Genomic DNA, 26507 nt, shown 5'->3' with positions numbered 1-26507 from the left:
TCCCAGACCGCCGGGAAACGCTATACTGTATATCCATACAGTACCGATCCGAGCCCCCCATGTCGCCCGAACCTGCAAACTGCCCCCTTTGCGGCGCGGCTGCCGAGCGCACGCGCGCCGCCCCCCGCGGCTATCTCTACCTCTGCCCCGGCTGCGGCGCCTTCCACATCAGCCGCAGCGCCCTGGCCTGCCGCCAGGACATCCCGGCTTCCGCCAGGAGCGATGTGCGGCTGCTGCGCGCCTATGGCCACGAGCCCCGGATCGAGGTCTGCCGGGACGGCGTGCGCATCGTGCCCGGGCGGAGGTAGGCATGGGCAACAGCAAACGCGCGGCAAGCTGCCACCTGCCGGCGGCAACGCCCGAGTATCCGGTGCCGGGAGCGAACGGCATCCTGGCGCAGGTGCAGGGACACCATGTCGCCGCCGCGCTGCAGATCCTGCCGCGCGCCACGGCGGACGCGCCCAACCACCATGAGGTGCTGGTCGAAGCCGGCCATCTCGGCACGGTCCGGCTCTTTATCGTGAAGAAGCTCGCGCGCCATAACCGGCACAGCCACTACTACTGGTCGGCCTACCGCGCCGAGCCCGCCTGAAGCGAAGCATCAAGACGTGATGCATTTCTGCCACGCTACCTCTTGAGTAGGGATATGCTATGGCGACCACGGCGCGGCAATATCGAACTGTCGGATGCGTTCACCCATCCGGCTTCGACCGCCCGCTACACGTAGCGGGCGCTTTTTTTGCGCCCTGACCCGGGAGGCAATATGCAAGCGCGAATCATTCGCGTTACACCAGTCGACTCTGGCTGGGCGCTGGACTGCGCAAGCTTTCCGCAACCGCAACGATTCCCGACGCTCGAGGACGCGATCTCGGCGGGATGGGCGCAGGCCCGGCGCGAGCACGGCGAGTTGCACATCCATCGCCACGACGGTGGCCTGCGCCTGCGCGCGACGGCAGGCAGCGCCGAAGATTCGCAAGGCTGAGATCGCCGGCGGTGGCAGGCACGGGCGCGGATCACTGCAGAGGCACTTGCCGTGGCCGTTAACGCGCCGCCACGGACCTGCTGTCGTCGGACACGCCGGCAATCAGCGTAAGATGGCTCCCACCCCGCTGCATAGACGGTTCGCCCCAATCCTGCCGGAGCAGACATGCGACTAGCCGATTTCATCCTGCGCGACATGAACCGGATCCTGACCGAATGGGAGGCGTTTGCCGCCACCCTGATGCCGGCCGCCAGGCATATGGATTCACTCGCGCTGCGCGACCACGCACTGCAGATCCTGCAGGCCGTGGCCAAGGACCTGTCGACCCCGCAAACGCGCCACGCCCAGCGCGAAAAATCGCTGGGGCGGGCGCCGCGCCTGCCCGACGCCCCGGAGACCGCGGCCCAGACCCATGCGCTGGTGCGGGCGCGCCATGGCTTCAACATCAACCAGATGATCGGCGAGTACCGCGCCCTGCGCGCGAGCGTGCTGCGCCTGTGGATGGACGCCTGCCATCCGGACCTGCCGGATCGCGGTGACATGATCCGCTTCAACGAAGCCATCGACCAGGCCGTCGCCGAATCGGTCGGCTATTTCGATGCGCAAGTCGAGCAGTCGCGCAACCTGCTGCTCGGCATGCTGGGCCACGACATGCGCAGCCCGCTGCAGACCATCCAGGCCACCGCGAGCTACCTCGCCGCACTCAATGCCGGCGAGAAGGTCTCCGAAGCCGCGGCCCGCCTGATCCGCAGCGGTGCCCGCATGAACGCGCTGCTGGACGACCTGTGCGATTTCAACCGGGCCAAGCTCGGCCTGGGCATCAACATCGCCCCCACCGACGTCAATCTGGCACAGGTGTTCGGCGATGCCGTGGACCAGCTGCGCGCCGCCCACCCCGACCACCGCATCGAGTTCGTGGTCCATGGCAACGTGCAGGGCGTCTGGGACGGCCCGCGGCTGCAGCAGCTGCTATCCAACCTGGTCACCAATGCGGTCACGTACGGCGCGGCGGACGCGCCGGTCCGCGTGGTCGTGACCGGCGACGACGCGCGGGTCCGTTTCGCGGTCTGGAACAGCGGGCCGCCGATCGATCCGCAGACCCTGAGCCAGATCTTCGACCCGCTCCGGCGGGGCGAGGATCCGCATGACAAGAATCCCCCCGGGCTCGGGCTCGGGCTGTATATCGCGAGCGAAATCGCCAAGGCCCACCAAGGCTCGATCGAAGCGCGCTCGGATGCGGCCGGCACCGTGTTCGAGGTACGCCTGCCGCGCCAGGCGTAGCCGGCGGCGCTACCGGCGGCCTGCGCGCCATCACATAGAGGCCATCCCTATCTGTCGCCTTGCAGGGCTTCTTGCTACCCTTGAGGTTCCCAGGCCGCCCCCGGCGCGCGCTGCGCGCGCCTTCGCCCCTCATTTGCAGACCCATGCCCTTGATGCTTCCCGACCTCGATACCCTCAACGCCCGCCTGCGCGACGGCGCCACCAGCCGCGCGCAGATCGTCGAACAGGCTGCGGCCCGGGCGGCCACGCCGGCGGCCGAGGCCGTGTTCCTGCATAGCACCTTCGACACCGCCGCCCAGGTGGCGCGTGCCGCCGATGCCGCCAGCCGCGCCGGCAAGGCGCTGCATCCGCTGGCGGGCCTGCCGGTCTCGGTCAAGGACCTGTATGACGTGGCCGGCGAGGTCACCCGCGCCGCCTCGCTGGTGCGCGCCGATGCCGCGCCGGCCGCGGCCGACGCGCCCGTGGTGGCGCGGCTGCGCGCGGCCGGCGCGGCGCTGGTCGGGCGCACCAACATGACCGAGTTCGCGTTCTCGGGCGTGGGCCTCAATCCCCATTACGGCACGCCCGCCAATCCGGCTTGCGGCGAAGGCGCCGCGCGCATCCCGGGCGGGTCGTCATCGGGCGCCGCGGTATCGGTGGCGCTGGGGCTGGCGGTCGCCGCGCTCGGCAGCGACACCGGCGGCTCGATCCGCATCCCGGCCGCGCTGTGCGGCATCACCGGCTTCAAGCCCACCGCGCGGCGCGTGCCGCTGGCCGGGGCCTTCCCGCTGTCGTACACGCTGGACACCGCCTGCGCGATGGCGCGCACGGTCGGTGACTGCATCGCGGTAGACAGCGTGATCGCCGACAGCGCGGTGCTGCCGCGCGTGACCGATCCCGCCGCCACGCGGCTGGCGATTCCGCGCCAGCTGCTGCTGGACGATCTCGACCCGGTGGTGGCGCGCGCCTTCGACCGCGCCCTGGGCCGGCTGTCGGCCGCGGGCGTGCGGCTGGAGCATGTCGAGCTGCCCGAACTCGCCGAACTGGCCGCGCTGAACGCGCACGGCGGCTTCAGCGCGGCCGAGGCCTATGCCATCCACCGCCACCTGCTGGCGGCCCGTCGCGACCGCTACGATGCGCGCGTGGCGTCGCGCATCGACCGCGGCGCCGGCATCAGCGCCGCCGACTATATCGACCTGGGCCGCGCGCGGCTGGACTGGATCGCGCGCATGGAAGCGCGCCTGGCCGGCTTCGACGCCGTGGTCTGCCCCACCGTGCCGATGGTGGCGCCCGAGATCGGGCCGCTGCGCACCGATGATGCGCAGTTCTTCCGCGTCAATGCCCTGTTGTTGCGCAATACCTCCGCCTTCAACTTCTTCGACGGCTGCTCGGTGTCCATGCCCTGCCACGCGCCGGACGAGCTGCCGGTGGGCCTGATGCTGTCGCACGGGCCGATGCGCGACGCCGCCCTGCTCGGCACGGCGCTTGCATTGGAGCGCATCGTACAGCCCCTCGTGCAGCCCTCAGCGCGCGACGACTGAGCCCGCCGCCGCGCCGTTGGTCTTGCGCCACGCGCCCGGCCCTGTGCCAGGCCTGCGCGTGGCACCAGGTAGTACGCAACCCGCTGTACAACCGCGCCCCCGCGCGCACAGGAGAGATCGAGATGCGAGTCAAGGCAATGATCGCGGCCACGCTGATGCTGGCCGCCGTGGCGGCACAGGCGGACACCAAGTGGGACCTGCCCACCGGCTACCCCGTCGCCAACCTGCACACCGAAAACCTGCAGCAGATGGCCAGCGATGTCGACAAGGCCACCGGCGGCAAGCTCAAGATCGTGCTGCATCCGAACGGGTCGCTGCTCAAGGCCAACGAGATCAAGCGCGGCGTGCAGACCGGCCAGGTGCAGATGGGCGAGATCCTGATGTCGCTGCTGGCCAACGAGAATCCAATATTCGGCGTCGACGCGGTGCCGTTCCTGGCCACCAGCTATGCCGATGCCTACAAGCTGTGGCAGGCCTCGCGCCCGGTCACGGAGAAGGTGCTGGACAAGCAGGGGCTGAAGCTGCTGTACGCGGTGGCCTGGCCGCCCCAGGGCATCTACGCCAACAAGCCGATCAACTCGGCCGCCGACATGAAGGGCCTGAAGTGGCGCGCCTACAATCCCGCCACCTCGCGCATCGCCGAGCTGGTCGGCGCGCAGCCGGTCACGATCCAGGCCGCCGACCTGGCGCAGGCGCTCGCCACCGGCACCGTCAACTCCTTCATGTCGTCGGGCGCGACCGGCGTCGACACCAAGGTGTGGGAGAGCGTTAAGTACTTTTATGCGGTCGATGCCTGGCTGCCCAAGAACATGCTGGTGGTCAGCAAGAAGGCCTTCGCCGCGCTCGACAAACCCACCCAGGACGCGCTGCTCAAGGCCGTCGCCGACGCCGAGAAGCGCGGCTGGCAGGTGTCGGAGCAGAAGACCAGGGAATACCTGGCCACGCTGGCCAAGAACGGCATGACGGTGCAGCCGCCGTCGCCACAGCTCAAGGCCGACATGCAGAAGCTTGGCCAGACCATGGTCGACGACTGGGCCAAGAGCGCCGGCGCCGACGGCAAGGCCATCCTCGACGCCTACCGCAAGTAAGGCCGCGGGCCCACCGACTCCAGCGCCTGCAGCGCCGCCGCGCCGGCTGCGTTGCAGGAAGCCCATCCTCCCCCTGCGCCGCCCACCATGCCTACTGCCCCCTCCTCCAAGCGCTGGCTCGACCGCGTGCTGGACCTGTTCGCCGCGCTCGGCGCGCTGTGCATCCTTGCCGTCTGCGTCATCATGATCCTGATGTCGCTGTCGCGCGAAACCTCGGTGATCTTCAAGGGCGGCGACGACATCGTGGCCTGGCTGTGCGCCGCCTCCGCCTTCCTGGTGCTTGGCCAGACCTTCCAGCATGGCGGCATCGTGCGCGTGGAGATGCTGCTGTCGGCGCTCGGCCCGCGCCGGCGCTGGCTGCTGGAACTGGTCTCGCTGACCATCTGCCTGGTGTTCGCCGCCTACGCGGCCTGGGCGCTGGGCACCTTTGCCTGGCAGAGCTGGGAGATCGGCGATGTCTCGCAGGGCCAGATCGTGATCCCGCTGTGGATACCGCAGAGCTTCGCGGTGCTGGGCTGCACCGGTTTCCTGCTGGCGGTCGCCGACGAATGGCTGCGCGTGGTGCGGCGGCAGAAGCCGCGCTACCAGCTGGCCCAGGAAGCCAAGCTGGCCGCCGGCGATTTCGGGGAGACGGTCTGATGAGCACGGTCGTGGTTGCACTGATCCTGCTGCTGGTGCTGATCGTCTTCCTTGCGCTGGGCGCGTGGATTCCGGTGGCCATCGCGGTCACGTCGTGGCTCGGGCTGGTGGTGTTCTCCGACCGCGAGGCGCTGGTCAGCCTGGCCAACGCGTGGTGGTCGTCGAGCGCCTCGTACACGCTGGCATCGCTGCCGCTGTTCGTGTGGATGGGCGAGATCCTGTTCCGCACCCGGCTGTCGGAGCAGATGTTCAGCGGTCTGTCGCCATGGCTGAGCTGGCTGCCCGGGCGGCTGATGCACGTCAACATCCTGGGCTGCGGCATCTTCGGCTCGGTGTCGGGCTCGTCGGCGGCTACCTGCGCCACCATCGCCAAGTCGGCGCTGCCCGAACTGACGCGGCGCGGCTACGACGAGCGCGTCACGCTGGGCTCGCTGTCGTGCGCCGGCACCCTCGGCATCCTGATCCCGCCGTCGATCACCATGGTGGTGTATGCGGTCTCCGCGGACGTGTCGATCATCCGCGTGTTCCTGGCGGGCTTTATCCCGGGGCTGCTGCTGATGCTGCTGTTTTCGGGCTACATCGTGGTCTGGGCGCTGGCCAACCCGGACAAGACCCCGGCCTCGGAGCACTTCAACTGGCGCGCGCGGCTGGCGTCGGTCCGGCAACTGCTGCCGTGCATCGCGCTGATCGCCTTCATCACCTGGATCATGGTGACCGGCTACGCCACCGCCACCGAAGCCGCCGCCTATGGCGTGGTCGCGTCGCTGGCGCTGGCGTGGGTGGGCGGTTCGCTCACGCGCGCGGCGTTCTGGGACAGCCTGATGTCGGCCACGCGCCTGACCGCGATGATCATGTTCGTGCTGGGCGCGACCTCGTTCCTGTCGGTGACGATGAGCTTCACCGGCATCCCGCGCGCGCTGGCCGAGTGGGTGGCCGCGCTGCAGCTGTCGCCGTGGGCGCTGATCGCGGTGCTGACGGTGATCTACATCGTGCTGGGCACGGCGCTGGACGGCATCTCGATGATCGCGCTGACCACCGCCACGGTGCTGCCGATGGTGCAGGCGGCGGGCTTCGACCTGGTCTGGTTCGGCATCTTCATCGTGCTGCTGGTGGAGATTGCCGAAGTCACGCCGCCGGTGGGCTTCAACCTGTTCGTGCTGCAGAGCATGACGGGCAAGGACAGCAACTATATCGCGCGGGTCTCGCTGCCGTTCTTCATGATGATGGTGCTGGCGATCGCCATCGTCACGATCTGGCCCGGCGTGGTGACCTGGCTGCCGGACGCGGTCATGCAGCAGGAGGTCAGGTAGCCTTGGCCGGCAGGGCAACGGACGCGCTAGGGAGGTTCCCGGAACGATGCATGTGATCGTGATCGGCGCCGGCGCGATCGGCGTCAGCTCCGCGTGGTACCTGCGCCAGGCCGGTTTCGACGTGACCGTGCTCGAGCGCCGCGGCGCGCCGGCGCAGGAAGCCAGCTTTGGCAATGCCGGCGTGATCGCGCCCGGCTACGTCACGCCCTGGGCCGCGCCCGGCATGCCGGCCAAGATCCTGCGCACGCTCTTCGCGCGCGAGGCCCCGGTGCTGTTCCGCCCCGCCGCGGATCCGGCGATGTGGCGCTGGATCGCGCGCTGGCTGCGCGAATGCCGGCTCGAGCGCTACCGCGCCAACAAGCTGCGCATGCAGCGGCTGGCGTTCTACAGCCGCGCCTGCCTGCACCGGCTGCGCAGCGAGCTGGAGATCGACTACGAGCAGTCGCAGGGCTACCTGCAGCTGTTCCGCAGCGCGCGCGACCTCGACCTGGCCGGGCCCGCCATCGCCCTGCTGCGCGAGAACAACGTGCCGCACCGGCTGGTCAGCGCCGCCGAATGCCGCCGGATCGAACCGGGCCTGGCCGCCGGCACGCCGCTGGCCGGCGGGCTGCACCTGCCGGAGGATGAATCCGGCAACTGCCCGATGTTCGTGCGCGCGCTGCACCGGCATGCGCAGGCCGCGGGCGTGTCGTTCCGCTTCGACACCGCGGTGACGCGCATCCGGCCCGGGCCGGCCGGCAAGCTGGAGCTCGAGCTGACCGAACCCGGCGGCCAGGGCTCGGCCCCGGTGCTTGGTGCCGACCGCGTGCGGGTCGCCGCCGGCGCCGACAGTGCCGTGCTGCTGCGTGCGCTGGGCCTGCGCGTGCCGCTGTATCCGGTCAAGGGCTATTCGGTCACGGTGATGATCCGCGACGAACTGCAGGCCCCGCTGGGCGCGCTGATGGACGAGTCGTACAAGGTCGCGATGACGCGCATGGGCAACCGGCTGCGCGTGGCCGGCACGGCGGAGCTGGGCTCGCGCCGGCTCGACCTGCGCCCCGCCGCGCTTAACACGCTGGTCAAGGTCGCGCGCGACTGGTTCCCGGTGGCGGGCAACTACCAGCAGGCCACGCCTTGGGCCGGCGCGCGGCCGATGCTGCCCGACGGCCCGCCGCTGATCGGCCCCACCGCGGTGCCCGGGCTGTTCCTGAACCTGGGCCATGGCTCGACGGGCTGGGCGATGAGCTGCGGATCAGGCAAGATTGCGGCTGACCAGATCGCCGCCAGCGCCGGCGCTTGCGCCGGCCGCGGCGGTCCGGAGATCGACATGGAAGGCCTGCTGCCCGACCGCTACGGGCTGGGGCCGGCCAATTGAGCCTGACATGACCCGCCCTGCCGCCACCGTCATCACGCCCACCGACCACCAACCAGGCTGGCTCGCCCTCGATGCAGCCGCGCCAGCCCCGGTGCCGCTCTACGACGTGGCCGCGATCCGCCGCCTCGAGCACGCCGCGCTGGCGCAGTTGCCGGCCTTCACGCTGATGTCGCGCGCCGGCACGGCGGCGGCACGCTGGCTTGCCGGCCATGCGCCCGAAGGGCCGCTGCTGTTCCTGGCGGGGCCCGGCAATAACGGCGGCGATGCGCTGGTCGCCGCCACGCAGCTGCACCGCGCCGGCCGCGCGGTGCAGGTCTGGCTCGCCGCCGAGCCGCAGCACCTGCCGGCCGATGCCGCCACCGCGTGGCAGCAGGCGCAGGCAGCGGGGGTGCCGTCGAGCGTGACGGCGGAGGTGGACACCAGCCATCACGCGCACTGGCCCGCCGGCACCGCCGCGATCGTCGACGGCCTGCTCGGCATCGGCCTGAACCGCCCCGCCGACGGCCGCATGGCGTGGTGGATCGACCAGATCAACCGCGCCGCGCTGCCGGTGTTTGCGCTGGACATCCCCAGCGGCCTCTCTGCCGACACCGGCGCGGGCGCGCCCGCTGTGCGCGCCCAACGCACGCTGACCTTCATTGCCGCCAAGCCCGGCCTGCTGACGCTGGACGGGCGCGACTGCGCCGGCGCGGTCGAGATCGCGCCGATCGGCCTGGACTATCCCCCACGCGCAACACCGCAGGGCCTGGTGAACGGCCCCGCGCTGTTCGGTGCCGCGCTGCCGCGCCGCCGCCACGCCAGCAACAAGGGCACGCATGGCGCGCTGGCCGTGATCGGCGGCAACCTCGGCATGACCGGCGCGCCGCTGCTCGGCGCCCGGGCCGCGCAATGGCTCGGCGCGGGCAAGGTGCATATCGGCTTCCTGGCGCAGCCGGCACCGTTGCTCGATCCGCTGCATCCTGAACTGATGCTGCATGCGGTCGACGCACTGGCGCTCGCGTCGATGTCGGCGCTGGTGATCGGCCCGGGCATGGGCACCGATGCCAACGCCCGCCAGCACTTCGCGCGGCTGCTGCAGGCGACGACGCAGCCGCTGGTGCTGGATGCCGATGCGCTGAACCTGCTGGCGTCCGATCCGGCGCTGGCCGGTGCGCTGGCCACGCGCGGCGCAGCCACCGTGCTGACGCCGCACCCGCTCGAGGCCGCACGGCTGATGGGCGTGCCCGTGGCCGAGGTCCAGCGCGACCGCCCCGCCGCTGCCGCGGCGCTGGCCGCGCAATGGCAGGCGGTGGTGGTGCTGAAGGGATCGGGCAGCGTGATCGCCGCGCCCGACGGCAGCCCGTGGACGCTGAACCCCACCGGCAACGCGGCGCTGGCCAGTGCCGGCACCGGCGACGTGCTGGCCGGCATGCTGGGCGCGCTGCTGGCGCAAGGCATGGCGCCGCTGGCCGCGGCGCAGGCGGCGGTGTGGATCCACGGCCGTGCCGCCGATGTGCTGGTCGAACAAGGCACGGGCCCGGCAGGCGTCACGGCGAGCGAACTGTATGCGCCGGCACGCGCCATATTCAACCAGTTGCTGGGCGCCGCGCGCGCGTGAGGCGCGCGATCGCGCGCATACCGGCGGCGCTGGCCGCACCTGCCGTCAGACAACGTCCGATACCCGCGCGGCGCCGCTGCTGTTATGTTGCAAGTGGTAACGATATGACGCCGCCGCGAGCCGCGATGCCGCGATCGCTGGCGATATACTTACCGCTCCGCCTTGCAAGCCGGCAATGCCACGCGGCTCGCGCCCCGCAACCCGCTAGTCCTGCACGCTAGTCCTGCATGCCCACTGACCTTCACGCCTGGAACGCCCTGCTGCGGCACCATGACACTCTTCGCGACGCCCGGATGCGCGACTGGTTCGATCGCGAAGGCGCACAGCGCGTCGCGCAATGCTCGCTGGAAGCCGCCGGCCTCTACCTCGATTACTCGAAGAACCGCATTACCGCGCAGACCATGAGCCTGCTGATGCAGCTGGCGGCCGAGGCCGGCGTCACGCGGCGCCGTGACGCGATGTTCGCGGGCGAGCATATCAACACCACCGAAGACCGGGCGGCCCTGCACGTGGCCCTGCGCGCCAGCGCCGGCGCCGCCTACAAGGTCGACGGCGAAGCGGTGGTGCCGGCCATCCAGCAGGTGCTGGCGCGCATGCGCGACTTCTCCGCGCGCGTGCGCAGCGGCGCCTGGAAGGGCGCGACCGGCGCGCGCATCACCGATGTCATCAACATCGGTATCGGCGGCTCCGACCTGGGACCGCGCATGGTGTGCCGGGCGCTGTCGCACCTGGCCGATGCGGATGGCAACACCGCGCCGCGCCTGCACTTCGTCTCCAACGTCGACGGCACCGACCTGGCCGAGACCCTGGCGCGGCTCGATCCGCAGCGCACCCTGGTGATCGTCTGCTCCAAGACCTTCACCACGCTCGAGACCATGGCCAACGCGCGCAGCGCGCGCGCGTGGTTTGTCGCCAGCGGCGTGGCCGAGCAGGACCTGGCCAAGCATTTCGTCGCGGTCTCGACCAATACCAAAGCGGTGCGCGAGTTCGGCATCGACCCGGCCAACATGTTCGAGTTCTGGGACTGGATCGGCGGGCGCTTTTCGCTGTGGTCGTCGGTGGGCCTGTCGATCACGCTGGCGGTGGGCTTCGATGCCTTTGCCGACCTGCTCGCCGGCGGGCGCGCGATGGACGAGCATTTCCGCACCGCGCCGCTGGAGCGCAACATGCCGGTGATCCTCGGCATGCTGGGCATCTGGTACCGCAATTTCTGGAACCTGCCCACCAGCTGCATGGCGCCCTACTCCACCTCGCTGGAGCTGTTCCCCGCCTTCCTGCAGCAGCTGGAGATGGAGAGCAACGGCAAGTCCGTGCAGCTCGACGGGCAGCCCGTCCGTACGCATACCTCGCCGGTGGTGTGGGGCACCGCCGGCACCAACGGCCAGCACGCCTACTTCCAGCAGATCCACCAGGGCTCGCAGGTGGTGCCGGTGGATTTCGTCGCGCCGCTGGTGCCGCCGCGCCGCCTGCCCGGCCATCACGCCAAGCTGCTGGCCAATTGCTTCGCGCAGGCCGAGGCGCTGATGCGCGGGCGCAGCGCCGACGAGCTGCGCGCCGCCGGAATGAAGGACGAGGTGCGCATCGCGCATATGGTGTTCGACGGCAACCGCCCCAGCAACACGCTGCTGATGGAGGACCTGACGCCCAATGTGCTGGGCGCGCTGATTGCGCTGTACGAGCACCGCACCTTCGTGCAGGGCGTGGTGTGGCGCATCAACTCGTTCGACCAGTGGGGCGTCGAGCTGGGCAAGATCCTGGCGCGGCCGATCGAGGCCGAGTTGGCCGGCACCGCCACCGGCCAGCACGATGCCTCTACCGCCGCGCTGATCGCGCGTGCCCGCGCGGTGCTGCAGGCGGGCGCGGCCAGCTAGCCGCTAGACCTCGAGGCCGATCCATTCGTCGCTGGCCACGCGGCCGGCGTCGATGGTCAGCACGCGCCCGCAGCGCGACGCCACCGAGCGGTCGTGCGTGACCAGCACCAGCGTCGAGCCGGCGTCTCGGTTCAGCTCGAACATCAGCGCGATCACGGCTTCGCCGGTGGCGGTGTCGAGGCTGCCGGTCGGTTCATCGGCGAACAGGATGTCCGGACGCGCGACGAAGGCGCGCGCCAGCGCCACGCGCTGCTGCTCGCCGCCCGACAGCGTGCGCGGGTAGTGGCCCAGGCGCGCGCCCAGGCCCACGCGCTGCAGCATGTCGACGGCGCGCTCGCGCACTTGCGCGGTCTCGCCGCGCAGCTCCAGCGGCAGCATCACGTTCTCGAGCGCGGTCAGGTGCCCCACCAGCTGGAACGACTGGAACACGAAGCCGACATGCCGGCCGCGCACCGCGGCGCGCTGGTCTTCGTCCAGTGCATACAGGTCCTGGCCCTGCAGCCGCACCGTGCCGGTGCTGGGCAGGTCCAGCCCGGCCAGCAGTCCCAGCAGCGTTGACTTGCCGGATCCGGACGCGCCCACGATGGCCAGCGTTTCGCCCGGCGTGACGGAAAACGTCACGTCGTGCAAAATCGTCAGCGAACCGGTCGTGTCGGCTACGGTCTTTCCAAGGGATTCGACTGCGAGAATGGAAGAAGACATGGATATAGGGATCCGAGGGAAAAGGCGCAGGCTGCTGCTCGCAGCCGGCATGGCGCTGGCGCTTCCGGCCGCCGCCCGGGCCCAGGCAAAGGCCGCGGCCCCGGCCACCGCCCCTGCGCTGCTGGTGCTGGGCGACAGCCTGTCGGCCGAATACGGCATCGCGCGCGGCGCGGGCTGGGTCACGCTGCTGCAGGACCGGCTGCGGCAGGAGCGCTTCGATTATAGCGTCGTCAATGCCAGCATCAGCGGCGAGACCACCATCGGCGGCAAGACCCGCCTGCCCGAGCTGCTGTCGCGGCACCGCCCCGCCGTCGTGGTCATCGAGCTCGGCGCCAACGACGCGCTGCGCGGCTTGCCGTTGCACACCACCGAAGCCAACCTGCGCAACCTCGTCACCACGGCGCAGCAGGCCGGCGCCAGCGTATTGCTGATCGGCATGCGCATCCCGCCCAACTATGGCCAGGACTACACCGAGAAGTTCGTCTCGCTGTATCCCAGGCTGGCCGGCGAATACAAGGTGCGGCTGGTGCCCTTCTTCCTCGACCAGGTAATCGCGCGGCAGGACTGGTTCCAGCCCGACCGCATCCACCCGACCGCCGCGGCGCAGCCCGCATTGCTCGATACGGTGTGGCCGCAGCTCAAGCCACTGCTCAAGCACGGCGCCGCGAAGTGACCATAAAAAAACCCCTGCCGTGCGGCAGGGGTTCCTGATTCAGGCGTGGCCGGCGTGGCGCGGCCAGGCGCGAATCACTCGGCGCCTTGCGCCTGCGTCGCGCCTGCCGGCGTCAGCAGCTTGACCTTGGAGCGGGCCTTCAGGCTTTCATAGAAGGCCTGCAGGTCGGTCTGGCCGGCCAGTTGCGCCAGCTGCTGCGCCTCGGCCTGGCGGCGGGCCGGATCGGCGGGCGCCGGCTGGATGACCTTGGTGATGCGATAGACCGCATAGCCCTGCGCGCCCAGGTCGACACCCACCAGCGCCGGCAGCTTGGCGGCATCGGCGCGCATCACCGCTTCCACGGCCTGCGGCGTCATGCCCTCGGCCTTGGTACGCGACACCGTCTGCGCCGCGCCAAAACCCTCGGCACTGTCGACCTGCTTCAGCGCGGCCAGGCGCGCCTCGCCTTCCTTGCGCGCCAGTGCCGCCGCCTGCTGCGCGATATAGCCTTCGCGCACCTGGGCTTCGACTTCCTCGAACTTGCGCACGGTGGCCGGGCGGTACGCGACGATGCGCGCGGCCACCAGCGTGTTCGGCGCAACCTGCACGGCTTCGGTGTTGCGCTTGTTCTTGATGGCGTCGTCGCTGAACAGCGCCTTGAGCAGCTTCTCGTTATTCAGCGGGCTCTGCGCGCCCAGCGCCGGATTCGGCTGGCGCGTGACGTTGTCGGCGGTCTGGATGGTCAGCTTGAACTTGTCGGCGGCCGGCTTGAGGCTGTCGGCCTGCTCGTAGACGGTATTGCCGAAGGCATCGGCCTGCTCGGCAAACTTCTTGTCGGCGAACTGCTTGCGCAGCTCGGCCTCCAGCTCGGTGCGCACGGCCTCCAGCGGCCTGGTTTCCGCCGGCTTGGTGCCGGTCAGCTTGATGATGTGGTAGCCGAAGTCGGTCTCGACCACGTCGCTGATCTGGCCTTCCTTGAGCGCGTACATGGCGTCCTCGAACGGCTTGACCAGCGCGCCGCGGCCCATGAAGCCGAGGTCGCCGCCCTTCTCGGCCGAACCCGGGTCCTGCGAGTTCTTGCGCGCCACCTCGGCGAAGCTGTCCGGATGCTTGCGCACCTCTTCCAGCAGCCTGGTGGCCTTGTCGCGGGCGGCCTGGCGCTGCGCCGCCGGCGCATCCTTCGGCGCGCTGATCAGGATATGGCTGGCGCGGCGCTGCTCGTCGACACGGAAGCGCGCGATATTGCTTTCGTAGTACGACTTCAGCTCTTCCGGCGTCACCGCCTGCGACGCGGCCAGCGCTTCGCCCGACAGCACCAGGTATTCCACCTTGGCCTGCTCCGGCACCGAGAAGTCCTGCTGGTGGCTGTCATAGTAGGCCTTCAGCGCGGCGGCATCGGGCTGCACCTTGGCGGTGTAGCCGGCGGGCTTGAACAGCAGTGCCTGCACCTCGCGCTGCTGGTCGCGCACCGCCATCAGGCGCTCGATCAGCGACTTCGGCACGAACGCGGTCGCGGCAATCGACGCGCCCAGCTGCTGCGTGGCCAGCTCGAAGCGCATGCGCGCATCGAACTGCTCGGGGGTCATGCCCTGCGACTGCAGCAGCTGCAGGTAGGCCTTGTCGTCGATCTTGCCGTCCTTGCCGCGCGGCAGCTGCGCAATCGCCGGCAGGCTGCTGATCTCTTCGAGCAGCTTGGCGTCCGACACCGTCAGGTGCTCGCTGGCCACCGCATTGGCCATCACGCGCTGCTGGATCAGCTGCTCGAGCACGACCTTGCGTGCCTCCGGGCCCTCGAACTGGCGCGGGTCATAGCTGGCGCCCAGGATCTGGCGCGCGCGCTCGCTCTGGTCGCGCACCACGTTGTCGACTTCCTGCACGCTGATGGCCCGGCCGTCGACCTTGGCCGCATCGTGCGAGCTGTCCATGAAGCGCGAATAGCTTTCCACGCCGAAGAATACGAACGACGGGAAAACAAGCACCAGCAGCAGCAAGAGCATCAGGCGCCGGTTGTTGCGTACGAAATCAAGCATGCGGATTCGGGAAGTGGATTGGCACGAAAGACAAACTCCGCGATTCTATCAGGAGCCGGTGGGCGGGCACGCAATGTGCTCGGTCGGGAACATCAGGCACGCATGAAAAACGCCCGCTGGCGCGGGCGTTTCATGAAGCTGGCGGAGAGGACAAAACCCGCCTGCGTGCCGCAGGCGGCTCGCTCGACGCCGTACAAAAGAAAAAGCCCGCTTATGCGGGCTTTTCAAATTGGCGGAGTGGACGGGACTCGAACCCGCGACCCCCGGCGTGACAGGCCGGTATTCTAACCGACTGAACTACCACTCCTGTGTCGGTGCCTGCTGCAGCCGGCTTTCGTACCAAGCGCAGCAGCAGAGAGGCCGAACTATAGCGTATGTTCCCGTACCAGCGCAATACGGGGACACGTTTAAATTTGGCTCCTGGTGCGGCCCCCCATCATGTGAGCGCCGCAAGCACTCAAGCTAAGGGCCCGTGGCTGGTCGCTGCCAACCCGTGTCATCGCGCTGTCACTTGCGTCCCGCACAATCGTCCCGATTCGGCCTTCCAGGCCACTCGCATGACCGCGCCGGTTGTTTTGCGGCGCACCGCACCAACGGTTGTCCTTGACACCCGTTTTTTTGCGGCTTGAATGAAAACGTTTTCAATTTCTCTGCAGCAACTCTTGTACTGATCCCGCTTCCTGCCGAATGCGCCGCAACGCCACCTCCCTCGCCGCTCCGCCCGTGCCATCCAATGGCGCGACCCTGGTCAATGTCGCCAGGGCCGCGAGCGTGTCGCTGGCGACCGCCTCGCGCGTGTTCAGCAATCCGGAGCTGGTCCGCCAGGACACCGCCGAGCGCGTATTGCAGGCGGCGGGTGAGCTTGGCTTCCGCCCCAACCTGCTGGGCGCCAAGCTCCGGGCCCAGCGCTCGCGCATCGTTGGGGTCATGCTGCCGACGCTCGAGAATGCCGTGTTTGCCGAATGCTGGCACGGCATCGAGGAGGCGGCGCTGGCGCAAGGCTATTCGCTGATGCTCGTCACCAGCCGCTACGACCCGGCCCGCGAACGCGAGCGGATCGAATATCTGCTGCGTCACCGCGTCGACGGCATGGTGCTGACGGTGGCCGATGCCGCCCGCAGCGCGGTGCTGGAACAGCTGGATGCCGAAGGCGTGCCTTATGTCCTTGCGTACAACCAGGGCGCGCGCCGGGGCAAACGCTATTCGGTATCGGTGGACAACCGCGTCAGCGCGCGCGCCGGCGTCGAGAGACTGATCGCGGCCGGGCATCGGCGCATCTCGGTGGTGTCGGGCGCCTTCGTCGCGTCGGACCGCGCCAGGCTGCGCCACATGGGTTACCAGGACGCGATGCGCGCGCATGGCCTGCAGCCCTTGCCGCCGCTGTCCCTGCCGGCCCATACGCCCACGCAGACGCCGGCGGAGGTCGAGCGCATCCGGCGATTCGTCACGGCGCCATCCGCGCCCACCGCGCTGTTTTGCACCAACGACATGCTGGCGATCGGTGTGATTTCCATCCTGAAGCGCCTGGGACTGTCCGTGCCCGGCGATGTATCCGTGCTCGGCTACGACGGCATCGAACTCGGCCAGTTGCTGGAACCGCCGCTGTCCACCGTGGCGCAGCCCAACAACGAGATCGGTGCCCGTGCGCTGGGCTGCCTGCTGGCGCGGCTGGAGCCTGCCAGCGCCAGGGCCGCGCCTGCCCCCCGCATGCCGCGCGCGACGCTGCTGCCGCACGCGCTGCGCGAAGGCGCTACCGTCGGGCCGCCGGCTTAGCGGCACTGCAACCGAAGCAGCGCCGACATCGCCTCGCCCTACGCCGTTTTCCACCACCGTCGTATCTAGAAAAGGAGTGCATCATGCAATCGACTTCGTCCTGGCTGCGCCGCTTGCGCTGGCTGCTGCCCGCGGTTGGCGCGGTCGTATTCAGCCACGCCGCGGCCGCGCAAACGGCAATCTGCTACAACTGCCCGCCGGAATGGGCGGACTGGGCAGCGCAGATCCGCGCGATCAAGGAAAAGACCGGCGTCACGGTGCCGCACGACAACAAGAACTCGGGCCAGTCGCTGGCCCAGATCGTCGCGGAAAAAGCCAATCCGGTGGCCGACGTGGTGTATTACGGCGTGACGTTCGGCATCCAGGCCCAGAAGGAAGGCGTGACGGCACCCTACAAGCCCGCCAACTGGAATGACATCCCCGACGGCCTGAAGGACCCGCAGGGCCACTGGTTTGCCATCCATTCGGGCACGCTGGGCCTGATGGTCAATGTCGACGCGTTGCGCGGCAAACCGGTGCCGCAGTCATGGGCCGACCTGCAGAAGCCCGAGTACAAGGGCATGGTTGGCTATCTCGACCCGGCCAGCGCCTTTGTCGGCTACGTCGGCGCGGTGGCGATCAACCAGGCCCTGGGCGGCTCGCTGGACAACTTCGGCCCGGCCCTCAAGTTCTTCAAGGACCTGCAGAAGAACCAGCCCATCGTGCCGAAGCAGACCGCGTACGCGCGCGTGCTGTCCGGTGAAATCCCGATCCTGCTGGATTACGACTTCAACGCCTATCGCGCGCGCTACAAGGATCGCGCCAACGTTGCCTTCGTGATTCCCAGGGAGGGCTCGCTGGTGGTGCCCTACGTCATGAGCATGGTCAACAAGGCGCCGCACCCTGCCGAAGCCCGCAAGGTGCTGGACTTCGTGCTGTCCGACGCCGGCCAGTCGCTGTGGGCGAATGCCTATCTGCGCCCGGTACGGGCCAAGGCCGTGTCCAGGGAAGTGGAATCCCGCTTCCTGCCGGCCGCGGACTATGCGCGCGCGAAGACCATCGACTACGGCAAGATGGCCGAAGTGCAAAAGGCCTTCAGCGACCAGTACCTGAAGGAAGTGCGCTGACGCCGCGCCGGGGCGCGCGTCGGCCCCGGCCAGTCCCCCTCGAGATGGAGAAACCCATGCGCCGTCGCACCACTGCGCCAACCGCCCGCACGCTGATCGTCTTCGCGCTGCCGGCGCTGATCGTTTTCCTGGCGTTCTTCTGCCTGCCGATGGCCAAATTGCTGGCGGTCAGCGTGGCGGGCGAAAGCGGCGCGGGAGTCTACTGGACCGTGCTGTCCAGCCCGCGCTACCTGCACAGCCTGCTGTCCACGGTGCTGTTGTCGGCCTCGGTGACGCTGGCCACGCTGGCGATCGCCGGCGTGGCGGGAACCTTTCTGCAGCGGCATCCGGTGCCGGGCAAGCCGGTTCTGGTCGCCATGCTGACCTTTCCGCTGGCCTTTCCCGGCGTGGTGATCGGCTTCATGGTCATCATGCTGGGCGGCCGCAACGGCCTGCTCGCCTCGGTGGGCGAGCTGCTCGCCGGCGAGCGCTGGACCTTTGCTTATGGCATGGCCGGGTTGTTTGTCGGCTACCTGTACTTCTCCATTCCACGCGTGATCCTGACCGTGATGGCGGCGGTCGAAAAACTCGACGCCTCGCTGGAGGAAGCGGCCCGCTCACTGGGCGCCGGGCGGTGGCGCGTGGTGCGCGACGTCATGCTGCCGGCGCTGATGCCCGCCCTGATCTCCAGCGGCGCGATCTGCTTCGCCACCAGCATGGGCGCGTTCGGCACCGCCTTTACCCTTGCCACGCAACTCGATGTGCTGCCGCTCACCATCTACAACGAGTTCACCAACTACGCCAACTTCGGCATGGCCGCCGCCCTCTCCATCCTGCTCGGTATCGTGACCTGGGCGTTGCTGGCGGTGGCGCGTCATCTTTCCGGCAACGCGGTTGCCGCCACCGCGTAGGAGCAAGCATGAAGACCAACCGTCGCGGCTCCGCCTACTGGGCGCAGTTCGCACTGACGCTCGCCGTGTGCGCGTTCATGACCGTCCCCGTGGCGCTGTCGGTGCTGGCCGGCCTCACCAACAATATCTTCGTCGGGCTGCAGAGCGGCCTGACCACGCGGTGGGTCGAGGAGGTGTGGGCCCTGTACCGCAACACCATCTTCCTGTCGCTAGGGATCGCGCTGGCGTGCCTGGTCTGCACGCTGGTGCTCGGCGTTCCAGCCGCGTATTACATGGCGCTGCGCCGCAGCCGCGTGACCCGGCTGATCGAAGAACTGCTGATGTTGCCGGTGGCGATCCCCGGCCTTGCGACAGCACTCGGCCTGATCCTGCTGTATGGGGGCCTGCCATGGCTGCGCACCAGTTGGGTCTTCATCCTGATCGGTCATGTACTGTTCACCCTGCCCTTCATGGTGCGCTCGGTGCTGGCCATCATGTCCGCCATCGATATCCGCACGCTCGAGGACGCCGCCGCCAGCCTCGGCGCGACACGCATGCAGCGCTTTTTCACCGTGGTGCTGCCGAATTGCCGGCAAGGGATTCTTGCCGGCGCGCTGATGGTCGTGACGCTTTCGGTCGGCGAATTCAATCTGACATGGATGCTCCATACGCCCACCACGCAGACGCTGCCCGTCGGACTCGCCGACAGCTATGCCTCGATGCGCCTGGAGATCGGCTCTGCCTACACCATCGTGTTTTTCCTGATGATCATTCCGCTGCTGGTGATCATGCAAATGGTGTCCGCGCTGGGTGCGCGGGCCCAGCGACATCCCGTGCAGGACACGCCCATGCCGTTCGCCGGCACGGTCACCAGTTCGCTGAACGCGCCAGCCGGACCGGACAGCACGCCGCAGTCCCAACCACAGACGGAGGCCCCCCGCCATGCATGAGCCCACCACCATCGCCCTGCGCCAATGCGGCAAGACGTTCGCCGACGGCACGCGCGCGCTCGAACCACTGGATCTGGATATCGGTGCCGGCGAAACCGTCGTGCTGCTCGGTCCGTCGGGCTGCGGCAAGACCACCACGCTGCGGATGATCGCGGGGCTGGAGTTTCCCGATACCGGCGGAGAGGTCCTGTTCGGCGGCGCGGCGGTCACGCATCTGCCGATCGAGCAGCGCGGCGTCGGCATGGTGTTCCAGAACTATGCCCTGTTCCCCAATATGACCGTGGCCGAGAATATCGGCTATGGCCTGCGCGTGCGCAAGGTCGACGCACAGACCCGCCGGCGCCGGGTCGACGACATGCTCGCCATGATGCAGCTGGGCACCTTCGCCAACCGGCGCGTCGACCAGCTGTCCGGTGGCCAGCGCCAGCGCGTGGCGCTGGCGCGCGCCATCGCCGTGCAGCCGCGTGTGCTGCTGCTGGACGAACCGCTGACGGCGCTCGATGCCAAGCTGCGCGATGCGCTGCGCGCCGACATCAACCAGTTGCTGCGCAGCCTGCGCATCACCACTGTGTATGTCACGCACGACCAGGCCGAGGCGATGGCGCTTGGCGACCGGATCATCGTGATGGACAAGGGACGCATCGCGCAAAGCGGCACGCCGCAGGACATCTACCGGCATCCGGCCAATGCCTTCGTCGCCGACTTCATCGGCACGATGAACCGCCTGCCGGCGGCTGCGGATCACCGTCTATGGCGCGTGCCCGGTGGCGCCTTGCCGCGCGAGCCGCGGCACATCGAGGTGGCGCAGGTGGAGCTGATGTTCCGGCCCGAGGACGTAGCGCTGGCCGACGCACCGAATGCGCCCGACGTCCATGTGGCCGGCAATGTCGTCACGGCCCTGTTCCTTGGCCATGCGACCCGGCTGCTGGTCGATGTGGGCGCACCTGCCCCGATCGTGCTCGATACCGCGCGCCGCGACCGCTGGGTAGCCGGCGACCGCGTTGGCCTGCGCATCGATACCGGCCATCTGCTGACGGTGCCCGCTGCGCCCTCGGTGTCAGTAGGGAGCGCGGCATGATGCAGAGTGCCCCGCAGGCCAGTCCCTACCTGGTCGCCCACATCACGGACCTGCATATCAAGGCGGGCGGCAAGCTTTCCTACCGGCGCGTGGATACCGCAGGCGCGCTGCGCCAGTGCATCGACACGCTGCTGGCGTTGCCGCAGCGCCCCGACGTTGCGGTGGTGACCGGCGACCTGGTCGACTTCGGCAGCGAGGATGAATATCGCTTCCTGCGAGGGATGCTTGAAGCCTTGCCGATGCCGGTGCGGCTGATGCCGGGCAATCACGACAGCCGCGGCGCACTGCGCCGCGTATTCGCGGATCACGCCGATCACGCCTATCTGTTCGCCGCGGGCGATGCCGACGCCCCGGTCCATTACCGCATCGACGCGGGGCCTCTGACGCTGATCGCCTTCGACTGCACCGTCCCCGGCCAAAGCGGCGGGCGCGTGGACCCGGATGCGCTGCCATGGCTGGAAGCCGCGCTGGCCGCCGCGCCGCAGCGCCCCACCCTGCTGATGCTGCATCACCCGCCTTTCCACACAGGCATCGGCCATATGGACCGGCAGGGCCTGGAGAACGCCGCGCTGCTCGAAATCGTGGTGCGGCGCCATCCACAGGTGGAGCGGGTGCTGTGCGGCCACCTGCATCGGCATATCACCCGGCGCTTCGGCGGCACCATCGCCATGACCGCGCCCGGCCCGGCGCACCAGGTCGCGCTGGACCTCGACCCGCAGGCGGCTTCGTGCTTCCGCATGGAGCCGCCAGGCATGCTGCTGCACTGGTGGCATCCCGTGCACGGACTGGTGACCCATGCCGTTGCCATCGGGGACCATGGACCTGCGTATCCGTTCTTCGATGCACAGGGGAAGCTGATCGACTGAGGCACCGCTCGGCAACCGGCGCAATTTCCGGATTCACCATCCATTTCTGACCCGGTGATTGCCGGCCTTACTCCAGCCGGATCCACGTAGTCTTCAGATCGCTGTATTTGTCCAACGCATGCAACGACTTGTCTCGCCCGGAACCCGATTGCTTGACTCCGCCAAACGGCACCGTGATATCGCCATCCATATAGCAGTTGACCCACACCAGCCCGGCCCGCAGCCGCCGCGAGACACGGTGTGCGCGTGACAGGTTGGCAGTCCACAACCCTGAGCCAAGCCCATAAGGCGAATCGTTGGCCATGCGCACCACTTCCTCCTCGGTATCAAACATGGTCACGGCCAGCACCGGTCCAAAGATCTCCTCGCGCACGATGCTGAGCGACTGGCTCGGGCATTCGAAGATGGTCGGCTGCAGGAAATAGCCCCCAGTGTCCGTGCGGACGCGTTCGCCGCCCAGACGCAACCTCGCCCCTTCGCGCTGCCCGCCGTCCACATAGGACATTACGCGGTCGAGCTGGCGCGCGTCGACGATAGCGCCCATGGCAGAGGCCGGGTCGAGCGGGTCGCCGGGCTGCATTGCCCGGGCATACGCCTCCAGCTTCTCCATGAACGGCTCATAGATGGCGCGCTGGACATAAAGACGCGAGCCGGCGATGCAGATCTCGCCCTGGTTGGTGAAGATGCCGATGGCGGCCGCCTGCGCGGCGCGCTCGAGGTCGGGGCAGTCGTCAAAGACGATATGCGGCGACTTGCCGCCGCATTCGAGCCAGACACGCTTCAGGTTGGACTGGCCGGAATATTCCATGAAGCGCTTGCCGGTAGCCGTCGAGCCAGTGAAGGCGATGCAATCCACGTCCGGATGCAGGCCGAGCGCCTGCCCGGCCTGTGCGCCCAGTCCCGGCACCACATTGAAGACCCCGGGCGGAATGCCGGCTTCAGCGGCCAGCTCGGCGAGCCGCAGCGCGCTAAGCGGCGACTGTTCGGCAGGCTTGAGGATGACGCTGTTACCCGCAGCCAGCGCAGGTGCGACCTTCCAGCTGCCCATCAGCAGCGGATAGTTCCACGGCACCACGGCCGCCACCACGCCGAGCGGCTCGCGCGTGATGGTGGCGAGCACGTTGCCGCCGGTGGGGGCGATCTCGTCGTAGCGCTTGTCGATGGCCTCGGCGTACCACGCGAAGGTGCGCGCCGCTTCCGGAATGTCGTAGGCCAGCGTATCGCCGATGGGCTTGCCCATGTCCAGCGTTTCCAGCAGGGCCATTTCTTCGCGGTGGGTCTCGATCAGCGCGGCCAGGCGCAGCAGCACCGCCTTGCGCTCGCGTGGCGCCAGGCCGGACCAGACGCCTTGCTCGAAGGCCTGGCGTGCCGCCGCGACGGCGCGGTCGACGTCGGCCGCGCCGCATGCCGCTACCTTGGCCAGCACGGCGCCGGTGGCGGGGTTAATCGTGTCGAAGGTGGCGCCGTTGGCGGCGTCGCTCCATTCGCCGCCGATGTAGGCGCGGCTTTGCGGGCGCAATCCGGCTGCCCGGGCCTGCCAGTAAGACAGGTCGCGTGTTTCGCTCATGGGGTTCCTCGTTTGGTTGACAGGGCCACGGGCGACGGCAGCGTCTGCGTCAGGCCCGCGACCACGATCAGGGCGATGCCGGCCAGCGCCAGCGCGTCGGGCCAGCGGCCGAACCACAGCGCGCTGTAGACCAGCGCCAGCAGCAGATGGAAATAGTTCAGCGGCGCCAGGCGCGACGCCGGCGCGCGCTGCAAGGCCAGGATCAGCAGTACCTGCGCCGCCGCGCTCATCAGCCCCATGGCCAGGATCGCCAGCCAGTCGGCCAGGTCGGGCCACACCGGCGGCGGGAAGAACGGCGCCGGCACGCCGGTGGCGACCATGCAGATCAGGGCGGCAAAGCCGTACTGCACGCGCGCATCGACCTGCCCCGCCATGCGCCGGGTCAGCAGTTGCAGCATGGCGTAGGCCAGCGTGGCGGCCAGCATCAGCACGGTGCCAAGCCACGACACCGCGCCACCAGGGCGTACGATCAGCAGCATGCCGCAGAAGCCCGCGCCGACCGCCAGCCACTGGCGCGGGCCGACTTTCTCGCCCAGCATCCACGGCGACAGGCCCACCACCATCAGCGGCGCCATGAAATAGATGGCGGTGGCCTCGGCCAGCGGCATCCACAGCAGCGCGGTCATGAAGCAGGTGCCGACCACCGCCAGCATCAACCCGCGCAGCACCAGCAAACCGCGGTGCGGTGTGCGCCAGAAGCGAAGCTGGCCCGATCCGGCGAGCATGGCCACGGCCACCGCCAGCGTGGCGCCGTAGCGCACCGCGTTGAGAAACGGCGCGGGATAGCGGCCGACCAGGTGCTTGGCGGTGGCGTCCACGGTAGCGAACAGCGTCACCACGCACAGGAACAGCAGCCCGCCACGCCACCAGTCGGGCATGCCCCGGGCCGCGGCGGTCATGCGCCCGCCTGTGCCACCATCGCGCCGAGCAGCACGTTGGCGCCGGCTTCCAGATGCTGGGGCCGGGCGTCTTCCACTTCGTTGTGGCTGATGCCGTCCTTGCAGGGCACGAAGATCATCGCGGTCGGGGTCACGCTGGCCATGTAGACGGCATCGTGGCCGGCGCCGGTGACGATGTTCTGCTGGCTGTAGCCGCGCGCCACGGCTTCGCGGCGCACGTGTTCGACCAGTTCCGGCGCAAACGGGGTGGGCGGGAAGTACTGCACGTCCTCGATCTTCACGTCGAACGTGGCGCCGGTGGTCTTGCCCTGCGCCAGCGCCTCGCACGCGGCGCGGAAGCGTGCGTCCATCTCGGCCAGCTTGCCGGCATCCTCGTGGCGCAGGTCGACCGTGAACTTCACCGCACCGGGGATCACGTTGCGTGAGCCGGGGTGGAGATTGACCACGCCCACCGTGCCGCGGCCGTGCGGCGCGAAGTCGTGGGCGATGCGCACCACTTCCTGCATCACGTGGGTGGCGCCGTAGAGCGCGTCGCGGCGCAGCGGCATCGGCGTGGGGCCGGCGTGCGCTTCCATGCCGGTCACGGTCACGTCGTACCAGCGCAGCCCCAGTGAACCGGTGACCACCCCGATCACGTTGTCCGCCGCTTCCAGCACCGGGCCCTGCTCGATATGCGCCTCGAAATACGCTCCCACCGGCCGCCCGCCCACTTCGTCGGTGCCGGCATAGCCGATGGCCTGCAGTTCATCCGCCACGCGCTTGCCTTCGGTATCGGTGGCGTCCAGCGCGGTCTGCAGCGGGAAGATGCCCGCGAACACGCCCGAACCCATCATCACCGGCACGAAGCGCGTGCCTTCCTCGTTGGTCCAGATGGCGAGCTCGAGCGGCGCTTCGGTGGTCACGCCATGGTCGTTGAGCGTGCGCATGACCTCCAGCCCGGCCAGCACGCCGAAGCAGCCGTCGAACTTGCCGCCGGTTGGCTGCGTATCGATATGGCTGCCGGTCATCACCGGCGGCAGGGCATCGTTGCGCCCGGCGCGGCGACCGAAGATGTTGCCGACGCGGTCCACCGTCACGGTCAGGCCCGCGTCGCGCATCCAGCCGCATACCAGGTCGCGGCCCTGGCCGTCGAGCGCGGTCAGGGCCAGCCGCGCATTGCCGCCCTTCGGCGTGGCGCCGATCCGTGCCAGGTCCATCAGCGATTGCCACAGGCGCTGGCCGTTGACGGCGATCTTGCTAGTCATTGCAGTTCTCCCGGTATTGGTGATTGCGTCGTTCAGGCCTGAGCGGTCGCGGGTGCGAAACCGGCCAGGAATGCGTCCAGCCCGCGGCCGATGGCCTCGACCTCGTACCCGCCCTCCTGCACCACCACCGTCGGCAGGCCCAGCGCATGGATGCGCTCGCCGATGCCGCGGTAGCCATCCATGCTGACCTTCAGGACGCTGATGGGATCGTTCTCGTAAGTATCGAAGCCCAGCGCCAGCACCACCGCCTGCGGGCGATAGTCGCGCAGCGCGTCCAGCGCGCCGTCGAGCGCCGACAGGAACTCAACGTCGCCGCTGCCGTGCGGCAGCGGGAAGTTGAGGTTGTAGCCATAGCCCGCGCCATAGCCGCGCTCGTTTGCATAGCCGGTATAGAACGGGTAGTAATCCGCCGGATCGGCATGCAGCGAGATCGTCATCACATCGGAACGGTGATAGAAAATCTGCTGGGTGCCGTCACCGTGATGCGCATCGACGTCGAGCACCGCCACCTTGCCGAAGCGGGCCAGCAGCGTCTGTGCCGCGATGGCCGAGTTGTTGACGTAGCAGAAGCCGGCCGCGCGGTCGCTGTGAGCGTGGTGGCCGGAGGGACGGCACAGCGCGTAGGCCATGCCGGCGCCGTCCTGCCGCTCGCACACGTGGCGTGCGGCCGCCACCGCGCTGTGCGCACCGCGCAGGATCGCGCGCCAGCTGTCCGGCCCGAGCGGGCAGCTGAGGTCGCCCAGGTAGTAGCCGGCCTGGGCAATCACAGAATCAGTGGGACACACGGGACGGCGCGGCTCGCCGACCTTGCCGTTGTGATACGGCGATAGATTGGGCAGGACTTCGATGCCGGGCTCGAAGCCGGGACGCGCCAGTTCCTGCCAGCGCGCCCAGGCACTGGCGAGGAAGTCGAGATAGGCCGGACTGTGCACCGCCTCGAGCGGCGCGCGCCCGCAATCGGGCGGCGCCGCCAGTTCGATGCCGCGCGCGGCGAGCGCGCGCTGCAGTGCTGCTGCGCGGGCCGGCACGTCGGTCGGCGCGCACAACCGGCCTGCGCGCATGAACTGGCGGGGCTCGTGCAGCAACTGATCATCCGAGAAGAAGGCACGCATGGTTTAGATCTTGTTGT

General features: G+C 68.9%; 24 protein-coding genes and 1 tRNA gene. 18 read left to right on the top strand and 7 right to left on the bottom strand.

Annotation, left to right across the window (positions count from 1 at the left end; translation table 11 throughout):
• The first annotated feature begins 59 nt into the window (after positions 1 to 59).
• The 11 genes from A3AG_RS0113425 (at position 60) to pgi (ending at position 11642) form a co-directional block, all read left to right on the top strand.
• On the top strand, positions 60 to 308 hold the full coding sequence (locus A3AG_RS0113425) for a hypothetical protein (RefSeq protein WP_018005903.1): 249 nt from the start codon (positions 60 to 62) through the stop codon (positions 306 to 308).
• A 2-nt stretch (positions 309 to 310) separates the two neighbouring features.
• A complete protein-coding gene (locus tag A3AG_RS0113420) occupies positions 311 to 592 on the top strand; it encodes a hypothetical protein (protein WP_018005902.1) in 282 nt (93 codons plus the stop codon).
• A 171-nt stretch (positions 593 to 763) separates the two neighbouring features.
• Positions 764 to 982, top strand: coding sequence for a DUF2188 domain-containing protein (locus A3AG_RS33375; RefSeq protein ID WP_018005901.1), 219 nt, complete (start codon positions 764 to 766; stop codon positions 980 to 982).
• 165 nt (positions 983 to 1147) lie between these two features.
• Complete coding sequence (locus A3AG_RS0113415) at positions 1148 to 2263, top strand: sensor histidine kinase (RefSeq protein WP_018005900.1); 1116 nt, start codon at positions 1148 to 1150, stop codon at positions 2261 to 2263.
• Positions 2264 to 2406: 143 nt separating this feature from the next.
• Positions 2407 to 3783, top strand: a complete 1377-nt coding sequence (locus tag A3AG_RS0113410; RefSeq protein ID WP_018005899.1) for an amidase — start codon at positions 2407 to 2409, stop codon at positions 3781 to 3783.
• Positions 3784 to 3905: 122 nt separating this feature from the next.
• On the top strand, positions 3906 to 4871 hold the full coding sequence (locus tag A3AG_RS0113405; RefSeq protein WP_018005898.1) for a TRAP transporter substrate-binding protein: 966 nt from the start codon (positions 3906 to 3908) through the stop codon (positions 4869 to 4871).
• Positions 4872 to 4958: 87 nt separating this feature from the next.
• Positions 4959 to 5510 carry a TRAP transporter small permease subunit gene (locus A3AG_RS0113400; RefSeq protein ID WP_018005897.1) on the top strand — a complete coding sequence of 184 codons (552 nt, stop codon included), beginning with the start codon at positions 4959 to 4961 and terminating at the stop codon, positions 5508 to 5510.
• Positions 5510 to 6820, top strand: a complete 1311-nt coding sequence (locus A3AG_RS0113395) for a TRAP transporter large permease (RefSeq protein WP_018005896.1) — start codon at positions 5510 to 5512, stop codon at positions 6818 to 6820. Before A3AG_RS0113400 ends, A3AG_RS0113395 begins: the two co-directional genes overlap by 1 nt.
• A 46-nt stretch (positions 6821 to 6866) precedes the next feature.
• Positions 6867 to 8174, top strand: a complete 1308-nt coding sequence (locus A3AG_RS0113390; protein WP_018005895.1) for a D-amino acid dehydrogenase — start codon at positions 6867 to 6869, stop codon at positions 8172 to 8174.
• A 7-nt stretch (positions 8175 to 8181) separates the two neighbouring features.
• Positions 8182 to 9771 (top strand): bifunctional ADP-dependent NAD(P)H-hydrate dehydratase/NAD(P)H-hydrate epimerase, encoded by a 1590-nt coding sequence (locus A3AG_RS0113385; RefSeq protein WP_018005894.1) that lies wholly within the window; start codon positions 8182 to 8184, stop codon positions 9769 to 9771.
• 227 nt (positions 9772 to 9998) lie between these two features.
• A complete protein-coding gene (pgi, locus tag A3AG_RS0113380; protein WP_018005893.1) occupies positions 9999 to 11642 on the top strand; it encodes a glucose-6-phosphate isomerase in 1644 nt (547 codons plus the stop codon).
• 3 nt (positions 11643 to 11645) lie between these two features.
• Here pgi and A3AG_RS0113375 read toward each other — a convergent pair whose 3' ends face one another.
• Entirely contained in the window at positions 11646 to 12344 is a 699-nt protein-coding gene (locus A3AG_RS0113375; protein ID WP_018005892.1) for an ABC transporter ATP-binding protein, read from the bottom strand.
• Here A3AG_RS0113375 and A3AG_RS0113370 point away from each other — a divergent pair.
• Positions 12343 to 13017 (top strand): arylesterase, encoded by a 675-nt coding sequence (locus A3AG_RS0113370; RefSeq protein WP_018005891.1) that lies wholly within the window; start codon positions 12343 to 12345, stop codon positions 13015 to 13017. The two genes, A3AG_RS0113375 and A3AG_RS0113370, sit on opposite strands and share 2 nt — an antisense overlap.
• A gap of 74 nt (positions 13018 to 13091) precedes the next feature.
• Here A3AG_RS0113370 and A3AG_RS0113365 read toward each other — a convergent pair whose 3' ends face one another.
• Positions 13092 to 15026 (bottom strand): SurA N-terminal domain-containing protein, encoded by a 1935-nt coding sequence (locus A3AG_RS0113365; RefSeq protein WP_018005890.1) that lies wholly within the window; start codon positions 15024 to 15026, stop codon positions 13092 to 13094.
• A 230-nt stretch (positions 15027 to 15256) separates the two neighbouring features.
• Positions 15257 to 15333, bottom strand: a tRNA-Asp gene (locus A3AG_RS0113360).
• A 380-nt stretch (positions 15334 to 15713) separates the two neighbouring features.
• Between A3AG_RS0113360 and A3AG_RS0113355 the strand changes: the two genes are divergently transcribed.
• The 6 genes from A3AG_RS0113355 (at position 15714) to A3AG_RS0113330 (ending at position 21668) form a co-directional block, all read left to right on the top strand.
• Positions 15714 to 16799, top strand: coding sequence for a LacI family DNA-binding transcriptional regulator (locus A3AG_RS0113355; RefSeq protein ID WP_018005889.1), 1086 nt, complete (start codon positions 15714 to 15716; stop codon positions 16797 to 16799).
• Between the two features lie 83 nt (positions 16800 to 16882).
• Positions 16883 to 17905: an ABC transporter substrate-binding protein gene (locus tag A3AG_RS0113350; RefSeq protein WP_018005888.1), complete on the top strand. Its 1023-nt coding sequence runs from the start codon at positions 16883 to 16885 to the stop codon at positions 17903 to 17905.
• A gap of 56 nt (positions 17906 to 17961) precedes the next feature.
• Positions 17962 to 18795, top strand: a complete 834-nt coding sequence (locus A3AG_RS0113345; RefSeq protein WP_018005887.1) for an ABC transporter permease — start codon at positions 17962 to 17964, stop codon at positions 18793 to 18795.
• Between the two features lie 8 nt (positions 18796 to 18803).
• Positions 18804 to 19724 (top strand): ABC transporter permease, encoded by a 921-nt coding sequence (locus tag A3AG_RS0113340; RefSeq protein WP_018005886.1) that lies wholly within the window; start codon positions 18804 to 18806, stop codon positions 19722 to 19724.
• Complete coding sequence (locus tag A3AG_RS0113335) at positions 19717 to 20802, top strand: ABC transporter ATP-binding protein (protein WP_018005885.1); 1086 nt, start codon at positions 19717 to 19719, stop codon at positions 20800 to 20802. Before A3AG_RS0113340 ends, A3AG_RS0113335 begins: the two co-directional genes overlap by 8 nt.
• On the top strand, positions 20799 to 21668 hold the full coding sequence (locus A3AG_RS0113330; RefSeq protein WP_018005884.1) for a phosphodiesterase: 870 nt from the start codon (positions 20799 to 20801) through the stop codon (positions 21666 to 21668). The genes A3AG_RS0113335 and A3AG_RS0113330 overlap by 4 nt, the downstream gene beginning before the upstream one ends.
• Positions 21669 to 21735: 67 nt before the next feature.
• Here A3AG_RS0113330 and A3AG_RS0113325 read toward each other — a convergent pair whose 3' ends face one another.
• Genes A3AG_RS0113325 through A3AG_RS0113310 form a run of 4 tightly spaced genes read right to left on the bottom strand, consistent with a single transcriptional unit; the run spans position 21736 to position 26490 of the window.
• The gene (locus A3AG_RS0113325; protein WP_018005883.1) at positions 21736 to 23235 is read right to left on the bottom strand and encodes an aldehyde dehydrogenase; all 1500 of its coding nucleotides are present in this window, start codon (positions 23233 to 23235) and stop codon (positions 21736 to 21738) included.
• Positions 23232 to 24134: a DMT family transporter gene (locus tag A3AG_RS0113320; protein ID WP_018005882.1), complete on the bottom strand. Its 903-nt coding sequence runs from the start codon at positions 24132 to 24134 to the stop codon at positions 23232 to 23234. Before A3AG_RS0113320 ends, A3AG_RS0113325 begins: the two co-directional genes overlap by 4 nt.
• Complete coding sequence (locus tag A3AG_RS0113315; protein ID WP_018005881.1) at positions 24131 to 25378, bottom strand: Zn-dependent hydrolase; 1248 nt, start codon at positions 25376 to 25378, stop codon at positions 24131 to 24133. Before A3AG_RS0113315 ends, A3AG_RS0113320 begins: the two co-directional genes overlap by 4 nt.
• A gap of 32 nt (positions 25379 to 25410) precedes the next feature.
• Positions 25411 to 26490, bottom strand: a complete 1080-nt coding sequence (locus A3AG_RS0113310; RefSeq protein WP_018005880.1) for a histone deacetylase family protein — start codon at positions 26488 to 26490, stop codon at positions 25411 to 25413.
• Between the last annotated feature and the right edge of the window lie 17 nt (positions 26491 to 26507).

It is taken from the genome of Cupriavidus neocaledonicus, assembly GCF_000372525.1.
Classification (GTDB): domain Bacteria; phylum Pseudomonadota; class Gammaproteobacteria; order Burkholderiales; family Burkholderiaceae; genus Cupriavidus; species Cupriavidus neocaledonicus.
Note: the sequence above shows the minus strand (reverse complement) of the source record. Positions and strands in the feature narration are given on the sequence as shown.